The sequence below is a fragment of the Dokdonella fugitiva genome (genome assembly GCF_004342425.1).
Classification (GTDB): Bacteria; Pseudomonadota; Gammaproteobacteria; order Xanthomonadales; family Rhodanobacteraceae; genus Dokdonella_A; species Dokdonella_A fugitiva.
Genome location: NZ_SLWQ01000001.1, coordinates 690,820 through 706,950, shown reverse-complemented (window position 1 = coordinate 706,950; position 16,131 = coordinate 690,820). Strand labels below are relative to the sequence as shown.

The 16,131-nt window shown below is 69.5% G+C and carries 11 protein-coding genes; 6 read left to right on the top strand and 5 right to left on the bottom strand.

What is annotated here, in order from left to right; genetic code table 11:
• Nucleotides 1–243: 243 nt before the first annotated feature.
• A complete protein-coding gene (locus EV148_RS03025) occupies nucleotides 244–1,230 on the bottom strand; it encodes a ribokinase (RefSeq protein ID WP_131993245.1) in 987 nt (328 codons plus the stop codon).
• Nucleotides 1,231–1,246: 16 nt separating this feature from the next.
• Nucleotides 1,247–2,563, bottom strand: a complete 1,317-nt coding sequence (locus EV148_RS03020) for a NupC/NupG family nucleoside CNT transporter (protein WP_131993242.1) — start codon at nucleotides 2,561–2,563, stop codon at nucleotides 1,247–1,249.
• Nucleotides 2,564–2,707: 144 nt separating this feature from the next.
• On the opposite strand from EV148_RS03020, the gene EV148_RS03015 reads away from it, so the two are divergent.
• The 3 genes from EV148_RS03015 to EV148_RS03005 all read left to right on the top strand — a co-directional run bounded on the left by EV148_RS03015 (nucleotide 2,708) and on the right by EV148_RS03005 (nucleotide 6,493).
• Nucleotides 2,708–4,462 (top strand): LTA synthase family protein, encoded by a 1,755-nt coding sequence (locus tag EV148_RS03015; protein ID WP_131993239.1) that lies wholly within the window; start codon nucleotides 2,708–2,710, stop codon nucleotides 4,460–4,462.
• 76 nt (nucleotides 4,463–4,538) lie between these two features.
• Nucleotides 4,539–5,753, top strand: a complete 1,215-nt coding sequence (locus EV148_RS03010) for a sterol desaturase family protein (RefSeq protein ID WP_131993236.1) — start codon at nucleotides 4,539–4,541, stop codon at nucleotides 5,751–5,753.
• Nucleotides 5,754–5,815: 62 nt separating this feature from the next.
• Entirely contained in the window at nucleotides 5,816–6,493 is a 678-nt protein-coding gene (locus EV148_RS03005; RefSeq protein ID WP_131993233.1) for a hypothetical protein, read from the top strand.
• Here EV148_RS03005 and EV148_RS03000 read toward each other — a convergent pair.
• Both EV148_RS03000 and EV148_RS02995 read right to left on the bottom strand, forming a co-directional pair.
• Nucleotides 6,480–9,131: a serine/threonine-protein kinase gene (locus EV148_RS03000; RefSeq protein WP_131993230.1), complete on the bottom strand. Its 2,652-nt coding sequence runs from the start codon at nucleotides 9,129–9,131 to the stop codon at nucleotides 6,480–6,482. The genes EV148_RS03005 and EV148_RS03000 overlap by 14 nt on opposite strands.
• Nucleotide 9,132: 1 nt before the next feature.
• On the bottom strand, nucleotides 9,133–9,720 hold the full coding sequence (locus EV148_RS02995; RefSeq protein ID WP_158287286.1) for an ECF-type sigma factor: 588 nt from the start codon (nucleotides 9,718–9,720) through the stop codon (nucleotides 9,133–9,135).
• 166 nt (nucleotides 9,721–9,886) lie between these two features.
• Here EV148_RS02995 and EV148_RS02990 point away from each other — a divergent pair, with 166 nt between their 5' ends.
• Nucleotides 9,887–10,711, top strand: a complete 825-nt coding sequence (locus tag EV148_RS02990) for a hypothetical protein (protein ID WP_131993224.1) — start codon at nucleotides 9,887–9,889, stop codon at nucleotides 10,709–10,711.
• A 114-nt stretch (nucleotides 10,712–10,825) separates the two neighbouring features.
• A complete protein-coding gene (locus EV148_RS02985) occupies nucleotides 10,826–11,290 on the top strand; it encodes a hypothetical protein (RefSeq protein WP_131993221.1) in 465 nt (154 codons plus the stop codon).
• Between the two features lie 162 nt (nucleotides 11,291–11,452).
• On the opposite strand, the gene EV148_RS02980 is transcribed toward EV148_RS02985, so the two are convergent.
• Nucleotides 11,453–12,223 (bottom strand): oxygen-binding di-iron domain-containing protein, encoded by a 771-nt coding sequence (locus tag EV148_RS02980; protein WP_131993218.1) that lies wholly within the window; start codon nucleotides 12,221–12,223, stop codon nucleotides 11,453–11,455.
• 157 nt (nucleotides 12,224–12,380) lie between these two features.
• Here EV148_RS02980 and EV148_RS02975 point away from each other — a divergent pair, with 157 nt between their 5' ends.
• The gene (locus tag EV148_RS02975) at nucleotides 12,381–15,926 is read left to right on the top strand and encodes an indolepyruvate ferredoxin oxidoreductase family protein (RefSeq protein ID WP_131993215.1); all 3,546 of its coding nucleotides are present in this window, start codon (nucleotides 12,381–12,383) and stop codon (nucleotides 15,924–15,926) included.
• Nucleotides 15,927–16,131 lie beyond the last annotated feature (205 nt).

Here is a 16,131-nt window from a genome sequence, read left to right as displayed (position 1 = left end):
GGTAGGGCGGTACGCGCGAAGCGCGTGCCGCCGCACGCTCGCCGCGGTGTCGCGGACGGGCGGCGGGACTCGCGCTGCGCGCTCGACCCGCCCTACGCCCTCGACTCGGCTGTAGGCATGCAAGCCCCGGGTGGGTAGGGCGGTACGCGCGAAGCGCGTGCCGCCGCACGCTCGCCGCGGTGTCGCGGACGGGCGGCGGGACTCGCGCTGCGCGCTCGACCCGCCCTACACGCTCGACCCGCCCTACGCGCTCGATCCGGAGCCGAAGCGGCGCTCGACGTCGGCCGCGCGTGGCATCGCCTCGGCGGCGCCGCGGTGTTCGGTCGAGAGCGCGGCGCAGCGGTTCGCGTGCACGACCGCGTCGCGCAAGGGGCGGCCGCGACCGCGCAGCAGGGCGGCGACGAGGGCGCCGGAGAACGCGTCGCCGGCGCCGGTCGTGTCGACGACGTCCGCGTGTTCGGCGGCGACGCGGTAGTACGGCCGCGCGTCCGCGTGCCGGCGCGCATCTTCGTGCGAGACGAAGCAGCCGTGTGCGCCGAGCGTGACGATGACGCTCGGCACGCCGAGCCCGCGCGCCAGCCGGTGCAGCTCGGCGTCGTCTCGCCCGGCGAGTGTATCCGCGTCGATCCGCGCGCCGCCCGTGCGCGCGAGCATCAGTGCGAACTCGCTTTCGTTCGGCGTCACGAGGTCGCAGCGCGCGAGCAGGGTGCCATCGAGCGCGTCGTGCACGGGTGCGGGGTTGAGCACGCGCAGCACGCCGTGTGCCTGCGCGAGATCGAGTGCGGCACACGTCGCCTCGACGCCGTTCTCCAGCTGCACGAGCAGCACGCCGGCCGCTGCGAACAGTGCCTCGCGTTCGCGCAGGAACGCGGGATCGAGGCGTTCGTTCGCGCCGAGCGCGACGATGATGCGGTTCTGGCCGTGCGCCTCGACGACGATGCAGGCGCTGCCGGTGGCGGCGTCGGTGCAGGTCTGCCAGTGCGCGTCGATGCCTTCGTCGGCGGCGAGCCGGCGCGCGCCGTCGCCGGCGGCGTCGGCACCGATCGCGGCGATGAACGCGGTCGGCACGCCCTGGCGCGCGCAGGCGACCGCCTGGTTGAAGCCCTTGCCGCCGGGTGCGGTGCGGAACGCGTCACCACGCAAGGTCTGGCCGGCCTGCGGCGCGCGCTCGACGCGCCAGGCGTAGTCGTGGTTGTAGCTGCCGACGACGAGCGCGAGCGGTGCGGCCATCGTCGGTCCCGCGCGTTCAGAGCTGTTCGAGCACGCCCGCGATCGTCGCGGTCATGAACGTCGCGAGCGAGCCGCCGAGCACCGCGCGCAGGCCGAAGCGCGCGAGGTCGGCGCGCCGGTTCGGCGCGAGCCCGCCGATGCCGCCGATCTGGATCGCGATCGAGGAGAAATTGGCGAAGCCGCACAGCGCATAGGTCGCGATGAGCTGGCTCTCCTTCGACAACTGCGTGATGTGCGTGGACATGTCGACGTAGGCGACGAACTCGTTGATGACCACCTTCTCGCCGATGAAGCTGCCGACCAGCGACGCGTCCTGCCACGGCACGCCGATGAGCCAGGCGATCGGCGCGAGCACCCAGCCGAAGATCGTCTGCAGCGACAGTTCGACCGGATGGCCCGCGCCCGCGCTCAGCCACGCATTGATCGACGAACCGGCGTCGGCGCCCCACGCATGGGCGCCGAGCCACTGGATCGGCCCGTTGATGAGCGCGATCAGCGCGATGAACGCGAGCAGCATCGCGCCGACGTTGAGGGCGAGGCGCAGGCCGTCGGCGGCGCCCGTCGCCGCCGCGTCGATGACGTTGGCGGTGGTCTTCTCGACGTCGAGCTTGATCGTGCCGCGCGTGAGCGGCTCCTCGGTTTCCGGCACGAGGATCTTCGCGAGCATCAGCGTCGCGGGCGCGGCCATGATGCTCGCGGTGAGCAGGTGCTTGGCGAAGAACTGCTTCTGCACCGGGTCGTCGCCGCCGAGGAGGCCCACGTACGCGGCCATCACGCTGCCGGCGATGTGCGCCATGCCGCCGATCATCACGGTCATGAGCTCGGACTGCGTCATGCGCTCGATGTACGGCTTGATCGTCAGTGGCGCCTCGGTCTGGCCGATGAACACGCTCGCGCAGACGCTGGTCGTTTCCGCGCCGGACACGTTCATGACCTTGGTGATCACCCACGCCATGCCCTTGACGATCTTCTGCATGACACCGAGGTGGTACAGCACGCCGGTCAGCGAGGCGAAGAAGATGATCGTCGGCAGCACCTGCACGGCGAACACGAAGCCGAACTTCGAGATGTCCATGAAGCTGCCGAAGATGAACTCGGAACCGACGCGGACGAAGTCGAGCAGGCGCACGAAGCCGGTGGCGATCGCATTGAACACGTCGCGGCCGAGCGGGAGCTTGAGCACGAGCGCGGCGAACACGATCTGCAGCGACACGCCCGTGAGCACGAGGCGCCAGTCGACCGCGCGCTTGTTGTTCGAGAACGCGAACGCGATGCCGACCAGTACGGCGAGGCCGAACAGCCCGAACGCGATGTGCCCCAAGGCCTGCATCATCTGGAAGATCCCCCGGCCCGCGTCGCGGGCGATCGGGCGAGCGTAGAGCAGCCTTCGCGCGCGGCGCAAGGCGCCTGCCGTGTATGCTGTGCGGTGCAGCGACGTTGCTGCGCCGCGGTGGCCACCGGGGGTCGACGGGACGGTATGGCACTGCCACGAGCCACTTCGCGACGCAGGTCGCCCGCACGCATCGGCCTGCCGCTCGCACTGGCCGCCTATGCCGTCCTCGCGTTGTTCGCCGGCGCGGCGCTCGTCACCTGGCAGGATCCCGCGTTCGCCGCGGACGGGGCGGCATGGGCCGCCGCGGGCGCCATCCTCACCAACGCGATTCCCACGCTCGTGCTCGCCCTGCTGCTGCTCGCGCTGACGCGACGGCCATTGCTGTCGCTAGGCCTCGCCATGTTGCCGCTGTACCTGCTGTATTACGCCAACGCGATCAAGCTCGAGCTGCTCGACACGCCGGTGCTGCCGGCGGACTTCATGCTGCTCGGACACCTCGGCGACGGCGGCGCGCTGCTCGCGCGCTACCTGCCGCCGACGGCGATCGCGTGCGCGGTCGCCTGCGTGCTCGTCGTCGCGGCGCTGCTGCGCTGGGAGCGCCCGTGGCAGCGCCTCACGGGTTGGGCGCGCCTGCTCGTCGGTGCCGGTGTCCTCGGCCTCGGCGCGAGCCTGGTCGCGGGCGTGTCGCCGTGGTCGCGCGTGTACGCGGCGGCGCAGGACGAATGGCTGGAATGGTCGCCGGCCGCGTCGGCCGAGCACGGTGGCCTGCCGGCGACCTTGCTGCGCTACGCGTGGAGCACGACGTTCGTGCTGCCCGAGCCGGACCGCGAGCTCGCGCGACGCTTCATGCAGGACCATGCCGCCGCGCCCCCCGCTGCGCCGGACCCGTCGACGCTGCCGGACATCGTCGTCGTGCAGAGCGAATCGTTCTTCGACCCCGCGCGCCTGCGCGGGCTCGAGCCTGCTCAGGTGCTGCCGGAGTTCCGCCGCCTCGCCGCGGTCTCGCGCCACGGCGACCTGTGGGTGCCCGCCTACGGCGGCGGCACGATCCGCACCGAGTTCGAGGTGCTCACCGGCATCGCAATGCGGTACTTCCCCGAGGTGCAGTACCCGTACTTCCGCCTGACCGCGGCCGCCGTGCCGAGCCTGGCCAGCGTGCTCGCCGCCCGTGGCTACTCGACGCTCGCGGTGCATCCGCACGAACGCGACTTCTGGAACCGCGCGGTCGCGCTCGACCACCTCGGTTTCGCCGCGTTCGACGGCGAGGAAGCGTTCGGCGACGCCGCGCGCGTCGGCTGGTACATCGGCGACGACGCCCTCGTCGACCACGTGCTGCAACGCCTCGACGCGGCGCGCTCGCCCGCGTTCGTGTTCGCGATCAGCATGGAAAACCACGGGCCGTACGAAGGTTTCCCGAACGCAGACCCGAACGACATCGCCGCGCAACCGGTGCCGCCCGACGCCAGCGGCCCGCCGGCGGAGCGGCTGCGCGGCTATCTCTACCACCTCGCGCGTGCCGACCGCGCGCTCGGCCGCCTCGCCGATGCACTGAAGCAGCGGCCGCGGCGCACCTTGCTGCTGTTCTATGGCGACCACCTGCCGGCGCTGCCGAAGCTCTATGAAGGCGCCGGCTTCGACGACGGCGCGAACGGCTTCTCGCAGCCCGTGCCGTGGCTGTTGTTCGACAGCGCGCACGCCGGGCCGGTGCCGGCTGAGGAAACGACCGCCGCGTTCTACCTGCCGGCGCTGCTGCTCGCCACGGCGGGCATCGACGACCGCTATTTCGACGCACTCGAGTCGGCCCGCCGCCAGGACCTGCCCGGCCCGCACTGGACCCCGCGCGACGATGCCGCGCTCGGGGCGATCATGCTGATGCGCCAGCGCGGCGAGGCGCCCTGAGCCTCGCACGGGCCGGCCGCGGCGCTAGAATGCGCCGCGCGGCCGCCATCGTGCCGCAGGGAACCCGGGGGGGAGCATGCCGAAGCCGTCAGTGAGCCGGACGCCGTACGTGTTGCGCGATGCGCTCGACGCGCACGTCGAGGTCGCGCGCGCGACCGTCGACGACACCGCGCGCTTCCTCGCCGGCAGCGGCCCGCTCCGGTTCGGCCAGGGCACGATCGCGACGATCATCGCGTTCTCGCTCGGCGTGCTCTGCCTGCTCGGCGTGCTCGCGTTCCATTTTCCCCAGTACCTGACCACGCCGGAGCTGCGCCACCAGTACTCGGTCGACGTGCTGCGCCAGCTCCTGTTCGTCGCGCTGCTCGTCGCCGGCGGCCTCGCGCTCGCCAACCTCGTGCTCGGCGTCCGCCGCAACGTCAACCTCGTCGCGTTCGCGTTCGTGATCGCCGCGGTCGCGCTCGGCGGCGCGCGCGTGCCGGTCGGCGATTTCCCCGATCACACGCCGTACATCGGCCTCGACTGGTTCATCCTCGACCTGCTCGGTTCGACGCTCGTGTTCGTCGCGATCGAGAAGCTGTTCCCGCTGTACAAGGAGCAGACCGTGTTCCGGCCGGAATGGCAGACCGACCTCAAGCACTTCGCGGTCAACCATTTCCTCGTCGGCCTGATCCTCCTGACCGTGAACTTCGCGATCCACCACGGTTTCGCCTGGCTCGTCAGCCACGACTTCCAGCTCGCCGTGCAGCGCATCTGGTTCGTGCCGCAGCTGCTCCTGTGCATCCTCGTCGCCGACCTCGCGCAGTACTGGACGCATCGCGCTTACCACGAGATCCCGTTCCTGTGGAAATTCCACGCCGTGCACCACAGCGCGAAGACGATGGACTGGCTCGCCGGTTCGCGCCAGCACGTCGCCGAGATCGTCTTCACGCGCGTGTGCGTGCTCGCGCCGCTGTTCGTGCTCGGTTTCAGCGAAGCGGTGATCAACACCTACATCATCGTGGTCGGCTTCCAGGCCGTGCTCAACCACGCCAACGTGCACCTGCCCTGGGGGCCGTTGAAATACCTGATCGTGACGCCGGACTTCCATCACTGGCACCACTCGTCCGACGACGAGGCGATCGACCGCAACTACGCCGCGCACTATTCCTTCCTCGACCACCTGTTCGGCACCGCGGTCAAGGTGCCCGCGCACAAGCCGCTGCCGGCGAAATACGGAGTCGTCGGCGACTACATGCCGGACGGCTGGCGCGCGCAGCAGGCGTTTCCGTTCCGCGCCAAGCCGTCGGCCTGAGCACGGTTACGCCAGAACGAACGCCATCGCAGTATTTCCCGACTTCGATCCGAGGACTGTCCATGCCTGCCGTACTCCCGCTCCTGCTGCTCGCCGCCGTGCCCGCGACGCCGATCTTCTGCGACCCCGGTTCGCAGAGCCCCGGGCCGGGCGGGTCCGGGCGCGAATGCAACCTCACGCGTGCCGCGCTGCCCGATCCTGGCAGCAGGGTGGCCAGGTCGGACTATTCGACGATCGCCGTCGGCGCCGGAGCGAACGATGCCCTCACGGGCAATATCGCGCTCGAACTTCCCGCGACGCATGAACACACCGTGACGCTGGTCGAATTCGGCATCGACATTCCGACGCCGAACGGCGGCCGGGACGGCGGGGTATTCGCCTTGCGCGCCCGCGTCGCGCCGCGGGCGTACTCGCGACTGGAATGGGTGTGGTACGACGGATCCCCCAGCCTGTCGGTGACGCCGGACGGCCCCTCGCCGCATGAGATCGATGCGCTCGCAGGTCCGGCGCCGATGACATCCAACGTCTACATCAATGTCGCGCCCGCCCCGGACTGGTGCCACGTGTACCTGTTCACCTCGGACTCGGACGACCAGTTCTTCGAGGCGTACAAGACGATCGCGCCGGAAGGTTCATCCTGCGTGCCGTCCTCCCTGCGTGCCGGCGTGATCGGCGATGATCTCGAGGTCGGCATGGGCGCGGCGTACCACTTCTACTCCGACTGGCTCATCGGCCCTTGAGCCGCGGTGACGCCGTGCGCGCGAGGCACTGCTCCAGCCGGTGCGTGCCCGCGTCGTCCGGTGCGACGTCGCGCAGGACTGCGAGCGCGGCCTCCAGCGCCGGCCGCTCCGCCGCGTCGCCATCCGCCTGCAGTGCATTGCAGGCGAGTTCGCCGCGCGCGAGGTTGTCGTTGCGTCCGCGCGGGCCGGGCTTCTGCTCGAACACCGCCAATGCAGCCCGCAGCACGGTGTCGGCCTCCGCGTGGCGCCGCTGTTCGCGCAGGCTCGCGCCGAGGGCGAGCCGGTAGATCGCCAGGTTGATGTGGTCGGCGGGCAGTTGCTTCGCACCGATCGCCACGCCGCGCTGCAAATGCGCGAGTGCCTCGTCGGCCCGTCCCGCGATGGTCTGCAATTGCGAGCCGAGGTTGAATTCGTCCATCCCCACCTGCAGCGAATCCGCACCGTAGATCGCCGTGTCGATCGCGATCGCGCGCTCGAACAGGCCGGCGGCCTCGGTGTCGCGGCCGAGCGCGGAGACGATCGTGGCGAGCGCACTGGCCGCGCGCTTGGTCTGCGTCGAGTGTTCGCCGTAGATGCGTTGGTCGACCTCGAGTGCTTCACGCGCGAGCGGCTCCGCTTCCGCCGCCCGCCCCCCGTTGCGCGCGTGCAGCGCCATCGCGAGCAGCACCTCGGCGAGTTCGGGGTCGTCGGCGGCGAGGTTGCGACGCATCAGCGGCAGGATGCGCGCGAGCACCGCCTGCGCGTCATCGACGCGGCCGACGGCACGCAAGCCATTGGCGTACCTCGCGGCGGCGCGCAGCAGGCGCGGGTCGTCCCCGCCGTACGCCTCGCGCGCGAGGTCCATGCCCTCGTGCAGGAGCGCCAGGGACTGCTCGTCGCGGCCGAGCAGGTGCAGCGCATCGGCGCGCGTCGCCAGCCAGCGCATGCGCAGCGACGTCTCTTCCGTACCCGCTGCCGCGGCCGCGTCGATCGCAGCCAATGCGTCTTCCGGTCGCGCACGCCGGTTGTCGATCGCCGCGAGCTGCAGCAGGCTCTCCGCGCGCAACGGTGCGTCGGCCGACGCGTCGCGCAGCGCGGCCGCCCCGCGCGCCAGCCGCTCGGCCGTGTCGAGGTCGTCGAACGCGAGGTACACGTCGCTGAGCGCGGACAGCATCGACGCCTTGAGGTCGGGCTGCGCGGCGAGGCCGCCTTCGACGCTCGCGCGGCCCCTGTCGACGAGTTCGCGCGCGCTTACTGCATGGCCGCGCGTCTGCTCCGGCGTGGTCGAGCGGAACAAGCCGACGAGGAAGTCCGTCACCGCTTCGGCCCGGCTGCGCTGGAACACTGCCTGCCGCTCGCGCATGCGCGCCTCGTCGCGTTGCCGCTCGAGTTCGCGATTGGTGACGATGCCGTAGGCGACGAAGCCGACCAGCAACGCCGCCGCGAGCGCGCCCAGTCCGACTGGGAGCGCATGGCGGCGGACAAAGCGACGCGCGCGATAGCCGCGCTCGTGCGCGCGGATCGCGATCGGCCTGCGCGCGAGATGACGTTCGATGTCCTCGGCGAGCAGCGCGACCGAGGCGTAGCGGCGTTGCGGGTCCTTCTCGAGGCAGCGCGCGACGATCGCGTCGATGTCGCCGCGCAGCGCGCGCTGCAGTTTACGCTTGTCGGCGCCGCGGCGCCGTGCCCCGGCGTCGTCGATCGCCGTGCTCGGCAGCCGCGGCGGTGTCACCGCAACGCGCTCCATCGCCGCATTCGCGTCGAGGCCATCGACATCGATCGGCCGCGAGCCGCCGGCGAGTTCGCACAAAAGCACGCCGAGCGCGTAGACGTCGGCGGCGACGCCGATCCGGTCGTTCGGCCTGAACTGCTCGGGTGCGGCCGAATGCGGCGACAGGAACGCGCCGGGCGAAGACGCGTCGTCGAGGTACGACGACGCGTCCGCCAGCGGCGCCGCGATGCCGAAGTCGAGCAGCTTGGCGAGGCCATCGTCCCGCACCAGCACATTGGCCGCTTTGATGTCGCGATGCACGACGAGCTGCGCGTGGGCGTACTGGACCGCGGCGCAGACATCGAGGAAGAGCGCGAGGCGCGCACGCAGCGGCAGAGCCCGCTCGTCGCAATGGCGCGTGATCGGCGCGCCGTCGACGTACTCCATCGCGAAATACGCGGTGCCGTCCGAGGCGGTGCCGGCGTCGATTAGGCGCGCGATGTGCGGATGCTCCAGCGCGGCGAGCATGCGGTACTCGCGCGCGAGCCGCATCGAGGATGCGGGGCCGAATTGCGCGCTGCCAACGAGCTTGAGCGCGACACGCTGCGCGACCGTGCCGTCGTCGCGCTCGGCGAGGTAGACCACGCCCATGCCGCCGCGCGCGAGCTCGCGCACGACACGGAATGCGCCGAAACGCGCGCCGGCCGGCGCCTCGCACCAGAGCGCGCCGACGCCGGCGTCGATGCCGCGCGCGATGCGGTCGTCGCGGGTCGGCGCGAGATCGGCGTGGGTTGCGAGAAGGCGTTCGACCAGGGCACGCACTTCCGGCTCACCGGCGGTCGCATCGAGCAGGTAGCGCTTGCGTTGCGCGGCGTCAAGGTCGACGCAGGCATCGAACAGCTCGCGTGCGCGCGCCCAGTGGCGCGCGTCGTCGGCGCGTTCGGCCACGTCAGGTCGCCGGCGCGACGGGTTCGAGGCGCGCGTGGAGCCACGCGCGTGCGAACTGCCACGATCGCTTGACCGTGCGCTCGGAGAGGTCGAGCACGTCGCCGACCTCGGGCACGGTGAGTCCGGCGAAGTAGCGCAGCTCGACGATCTCGGCGGCACGCGGATCGACCGTCGACAGTTCGTCGAGCAGGCGATCGACTTCGACGAGATCGGCCAGGCGTTCGACGTCGGCGACGTCGGCTTCGGCGCCGAGCTGGTCGAGGCTGAGCGGTGCCTGCGCGCCGCCGCGCTTGTCCGCGCCGCGCTCGCGGAAGTGATCTGCGACGACGCGGCGCATCACGCGCGCGGCGATAGCGATGAAGTGCTGGCGGTTGCGGAAATCGGCGCGCTGGCCCGGGAAGAGCCGCGCATAGGCCTCGCCGATGAGATCGGTCGGCTGCCACGTCATCGGTGCGCTGCGGCGCAGGCGATGCGCGGCGAGCTGGCGCAGCAAGGGATAGAGGCGCGTGAACAGCGCGAGCTCGTCGTCCTTGCCGCCTCCGCCCCGCCAGCGTTGCAGCAGATCGGTGATGTCCCCAGGGTCGTCCACCCGCCCATTCTCGCCCGGCCGGCGCAGATTGCAACGCGCTCGACGCCCGCATGGCCCGCTCTGGTGCCGAAGCGCGCGTAGTCATTCCGAAGGCTGCCCCGGCGGCCTCGCCCCGGCGGCCCGGTACGGCCGATCTCCTCATCCACCCCTCATTCACGGAGTGCCAATGAAATACTGGTTTCCCGCGCTCTTCCTGCTTCTCGGCGGTACAGCCGCGCAAGCTGCCACGATCAAACCGACCCTCATGTGGTGCGACGGCTGCACGGCGCCACAGAAGCGGAGCATGGCCGGCACACGCCCGATCGGCGAGACGGTGTACATCGGTGACAACACCGCGAACAGCTTTTCCGCCTACTTCGTGGATCTGCTCCTCGACGATTCCTACAACCCGCCAAGGCAGGTCAAGTCACCACACCTCACCACCCTCGATCCTTCGTACAACGACCTCGAGGACGCATTGCTCGATTTCTACGACCATGCGCCGGTCGGCTGGCACAAGAGCCTCCAGGTTACCTATCCGGTGACGCCAATCAACGTCTACGACGTCGTGGTGGTGGGGCCTGCGCAGAACAACATGCTCGACTGGGTTTCCAACAACGTTGGCATGATCATGAATCAGATCCCGATCCGGATCGAACAGATGCTGAGCTTCTTCACGATCGGGGATGCGTCGAAGATGCCATCCATCCGAGTCACCGTGACGTTCACGGACGGCAGCAAGATCGACGTCGATGTCGACTACTCGACCACCAATCCGGATTTCAAGGTAGTCGAAAACTCGGGGCGCGACTCGCACAACAACGTCGTGCTGTCGCGCCGTACCTCGGCCCCGACGAACTTCGATTTCAGCGGTTCCGGCAATCCGAGCGATTACCTCGACTGGGTGCACTGGATGCAGCAGCTCGGCTACGGAATCCCGGTGAGCCCGGGCGTGATCTGGGCATGCACCCAGGATCCGGTCAACGGCCTCCATTGCGTACACATCCTTTGAGCCTTCGCCGCCGCGACGTGCCAGCGAACTTCACGGGCTTTGCCCATGCGTCGCAGGGACGCGGCAGCCTGGATTCACTTCGCCGGCACGCGCCGGCAACCACAGGAGAGCACCTTGAAAACACTCGCCATCACCATGCTGTCGATCGCTGCGGCAGGTTCGTTGTTCGGCTTGCCGACTCGGGCCGCGAGCCTGCCACCGGTCGTCGTCATGAATACGCTCAGCTGCTCGATCTCGCCGGGCGGCACCACGCAATCGAATGGGAGCTGCGTCACGAACACGCCGGCATTCAACTTCGACGCGATGTTCGTCCTCAACGCCGCCATGCCACCGTCGTACCAGGTCGAATGGTCGATCACGTCGGTTGCCGGCGCCGCGCCGCAAATCGGTTCCGGCTGCACCGCACAGTCGACATTCTGCGATCTGGCGTTGCAGTCGAACTCCAACGGCTTCACCAAGGTGCAGGTGCGTGCCGACATCTACGAGATGCCAGGGCACACGCTCGTCACGAGCGCCCAGGTGACCGCGCGCGCGCCGTGCACGACGGTGAAGACCGGCAACCATCCGACGTCGTGCTGAAGCGCCGGAGCTGCTCCGGCCGATCAGTCGGAGCCGCTTCGCGGCAGTGGCGGTAGACGCGGGTCGGCGCGCAGCGGATGCTACAATCCCGCTCTTGTCCAGCCCCTTTCGCCGGCGCGTCGCGCAGCGATGATCCGCTCGGCCTGCCGGCAGGCGGGCCGATCAGAGCAGCGCTTCGGCTTCTTCGAGCAGGTCGACGCCGCAGGCGAGGCCTTCGACCCAGTCGATGAATCGCGCGATGCTCTCGCGGCCGCGGATCGGCAGGCCGTGCTGCGGCACGATCATGTCGATGGCCAGCCGGCGTGCGCGGCGCGCCCACCAGCGGCAGGCGCGGTTCGACGCCATGTAGCGCCGATGGAACCCGGCCATGCGCGGCACGTGCGCATCGAAGTCGGTGACCGGCGCGTACGGCGTCCCGGCCTCCACCATCGAGGCGCCGAGGTCGCCGCTGAACAGGATGCGGCTGACCGGGTCGTAGAACTGGAAGTTGCCGACGCTGTGCAGGAAATGCGCCGGCACCGCGTGCAACGATGTCGCGCCGAGCGGGATTTCGCCACCTTCGTCGGGCAGCAGGTGGTAGCGGTCGCTGCCCGCGTTCTTCTGGTAGTGCGGTACGTTGTGCGGGATGAAGCGGCCCCAAAGGCGCGAGCAGACCACGCGCGCCGGCGTGTAGAGCATCCAGCTGTCGACTGACCCGATGATGTCGGGGTCCTGGTGAGAGGCGAGGATCCAGCTCAGCTCGCGCGGCTGCACGTATTGCGTGAGCGCCATGTTGAGCGGCGTGTAGAGCAGGGCGCCGCCGGGGTCGATCAACGCCGACTGGCCGTGGTCGACGACGAGGAACTGGTTGGCCTGGACGCCGTCGTCGCCGCGGACGAGGTCGGTGAATGCGATGCAGAGGTGGTGGTCGTTGCGGAAGAGTTCGGTCGCCATGTGCGGATGAGCGGAGGGAATCCGCGCGCAGTGTGCAGCCGCGGGCTAAGCCGCCCGGTGATCTGGATCAACTGCGTGCGCCGGCGCGGCGGGCGCCCGGTCACGGGCGGATGCTACAATCCCGCTCTTGTCCAGCCCCCTTTCGCCGGTAGCCGCCATGTCCGTTCCCGCCACGCAGATCGCGCCGGTGCTCGATCGCGAGTACACGCTCGAGCACAAGTACACGCGCACCGAAGGCCGCATCTATCTTTCCGGCGTGCAGGCGCTGGTGCGCCTGCCGCTGATGCAGCAGATGCGCGACCGCGCCGCGGGGCAGAACACGGCCGGCTTCATCTCCGGCTATCGCGGCTCGCCGCTCGGCGGCTTCGACCTGGAGCTGTGGAAGGCGAAGAAGCATCTCGCCGCGTCGAACATCGAGTTCACGCCCGGCCTCAACGAGGACCTCGGCGCGACGATGGTGTGGGGCACGCAGCAGGCGAACCTGTTCCCCGGCGCCAAGTACGATGGCGTGTTCGCGATGTGGTACGGCAAGGGTCCGGGCGTCGACCGCTGCGGCGACGTGTTCAAGCACGGCAACGCGGCCGGCACCTCGAAGTTCGGCGGCGTGCTCGCGCTCGCGGCCGACGACCACGCCTGCCGTTCGTCGACGCTGCCGCACGGCTCCGAGCTCGAGTTCGTCAGCGCGATGATGCCGGTGCTGAACCCGGCCGGCGTGCAGGACATCCTCGACATGGGCCTGCTCGGCTGGGCGATGTCGCGCTTCACCGGCCGCTGGGTCGGTTTCAAGACGATCGCCGAGACGGTCGAGTCGTCGGCCTCGGTCAACGTCAACCCGCACCAGCTCGACATCGTGCTGCCGGAAGACTTCGCGCTGCCGCCGGGCGGTCTCAACATCCGCTGGCCGGATCCGCCGCTGAACCAGGAGATGCGCCTGCACCAGTACGCGGTGCAGGCCTCGCAGGCGTTCGCGCGCGCGAACCGCATCGACAAGGTCGTGCTCGATTCGCCGAAGGCGCGCCTCGGCATCGTGACCACCGGCAAGAGCTACCTCGACGTGCTGCAGGCGCTCGAGTACCTCGGCATCAGCGCCGAAATGGCACGCGACGTCGGCATCCGCGTCTACAAGGTCGGCATGACCTGGCCGCTGGAGCCGGTCGGCATCCGCGATTTCGCGCGCGGCCTGGAGGACGTCATCGTCGTCGAGGAGAAGCGCTCCTTCATCGAGTCGCAGATGAAGGAATACATGTTCAACTGGGACGCGCGCCCGCACATCGTCGGCAAGTACGACGAGGAAGGGAACTGGATCCTGCCGTCGACCAACGAACTGACGCCGGCGATGATCGCGCTGGTGATCGCCAAACGCCTGTCGCGCTTCTTCACCAGCGAGGCGATGACCTCGCGCGTGGCGTGGATCGAGGCGAAGGAGAAGGAGCTCACCCTGCCGCGCGCGAACTTCCCGCGCGCCGCGCACTACTGCTCGGGCTGCCCGCACAACACCTCGACGGCGGTGCCGGAAGGCTCGCGCGCGCTCGCCGGCATCGGCTGCCACTACATGGTCACCTGGATGGACCGCCGCACCGACACGTTCACGCAGATGGGTGGCGAGGGCGTCACCTGGTGCGGCCAGGCGCCATTCACCGAGACGAAGCACGTGTTCCAGAACCTCGGTGATGGCACGTACTTCCATTCGGGCTCGCTCGCGATCCGCCAGGCGATCGCGGCGAAGGTCAACATCACCTACAAGATCCTCTACAACGACGCGGTCGCGATGACCGGCGGCCAGCCGGTCGATGGCACGCTCACCGTGCCCGACATCGCGCACCAGGTGCGCAGCGAGGGCGTGCAGACGATCATCGTGATGTCCGACGACATCGCCAAGTGGAGCCGCCCGGAGATCTTCCCCGCCGGCGTCGAGTTCATCCACCGCGACGAACTCGATGCGGTGCAGAAGCGCCTGCGCGACGTGCCGGGCGTGTCGGTGCTCATCTACGACCAGACCTGCGCGACCGAGAAGCGCCGCCGCCGCAAGCGCGGCAGGATGGTCGATCCCGCCAAGCGCATCTTCATCAACTCGCTCGTCTGCGAAGGTTGCGGTGACTGCGGCGAGAAATCGTTCTGCGTGTCGGTGCTGCCGAAGGAGACCGAGTACGGGCGCAAGCGCGAGATCGACCAGAGCAACTGCAACAAGGATTTCTCCTGCGTGAAGGGTTTCTGCCCGAGCTTCGTCTCGGTCGTCGGCGGCGGCCTGAAGAAGAAGAAGGGCAAGGGCGCAGTCGATTTCTCCAACCTGCCCATGCCGGCGTTCGCGACCGACCTCGCGCAGCCGTGGAACATCCTCGTCACCGGCATCGGCGGCACCGGCGTCGTCACGATCGGCGCGCTGATCGGCATGGCCGCGCACCTCGAAGGCAAGGGCGGCACCGTGCTCGACCAGACCGGCCTCGCGCAGAAGGGCGGCGCGGTGACCTGCCACCTGCGCATCGCGAAGACGCCGGCCGACATCCATGCGGTACGCATCGCCGCGGGCGAAGCCGACCTCGTGCTCGGCTGCGACATGGTCGTCGTCAACGACTACTGGGCGCTGTCGAAGATCCGCGCCGGCCGCGCGCGCGTCGTGCTGAACAGCTACGAGGCGATGCCGGGCACGTTCACGACGAAGCCGGACATGCAGTTCCCGGCACAGGCGATCATCGACGCGGTGCGCACCGCGCTCGGCGGCGAGTCGCCCGAGGTCGTCGATGCGACCGAACTCGCGACCGCGTTGCTCGGCGACACGATCGCGGCCAACCTCTTCATGCTCGGCTACGCCTGGCAGAAGGGCTGGGTGCCGTTGTCGCACGACGCGCTGATGCGTGCGATCGAGCTCAACGGCGCGGCGATCGAAATGAACAAGTCCGCGTTCGCGTGGGGACGCATGGCCGCGCACGACCTCGCCAGCGTGCGCGAGGCGGCCGGCATCGCGCCGCACCGCACCTCGGGTGCGATCCCGCTCGCGCTGCCGGTACGCGCCGCCGCCGCCGACCCGCTCGACGACGCGGCCCTGAGCACGAGCCTCGAGGAGCAGGTCGCGCGGCGCGTGAAGTTCCTCGTCGACTACCAGAACGCCGCCTATGCCGCGCGCTACAAGGCACTCGTCGACAAGGTGCGCGCAGCCGAACAGGCGAAGGCGCCGGGCTCGGCGAAGCTGACCGAAGCGGTGGCGCGCAACGCATTCAAGCTCATGGCGTACAAGGACGAGTACGAAGTCGCGCGGCTGTACACGAGCGGCGAGTTCGAGCGGCGCATCAAGGACACCTTCGACGGCGACTACAAGCTGCACTTCAACCTCGCGCCGCCGCTGTTCGCGAGGAAGGACGCCGAGGGCAGGCTGCGCAAGGCCGAGTACGGCCCGTGGGTGTTCTCCGCGTTCAGGCTGCTGGCGAAGCTACGCGGCTTGCGCGGCAGCGTGTTGGACGTCTTCGGCTACACCGCCGAGCGGCGCATGGAGCGGCGCCTGATCGAGGACTACGGCAGGACCGTGGATGAACTGCTCGCCGGCCTCGCGCCGGACAACCTCGCGCTCGCGGTCGACATCGCGTCGATACCCGCGCAGATCCGTGGCTATGGCCACGTCAAGGAGCGCAACCACGCGGCGGCGATGAAGCGCCAGGACGACCTGCTCGCGGCGTGGCGCAACCCGGTCGGATCGCGCGCCGTCGCGTGAGGGAAACTCCGCTTGCGGCGACGCGACGGCGTCGCCGCGCGCAGGATCCGGCGCAATCATGATTCGTGTGCGTTCACGATGCATGCGTAGCGCTTTCCACTCGTCCATCTCGCGTTGACATCCGCGCGCGCGACCGACAGACTTCCACGCCGGGGTTCCGCACGTCCGACCGGACGCGAACGCGGAAGACGCGGGTCGCCGGGCC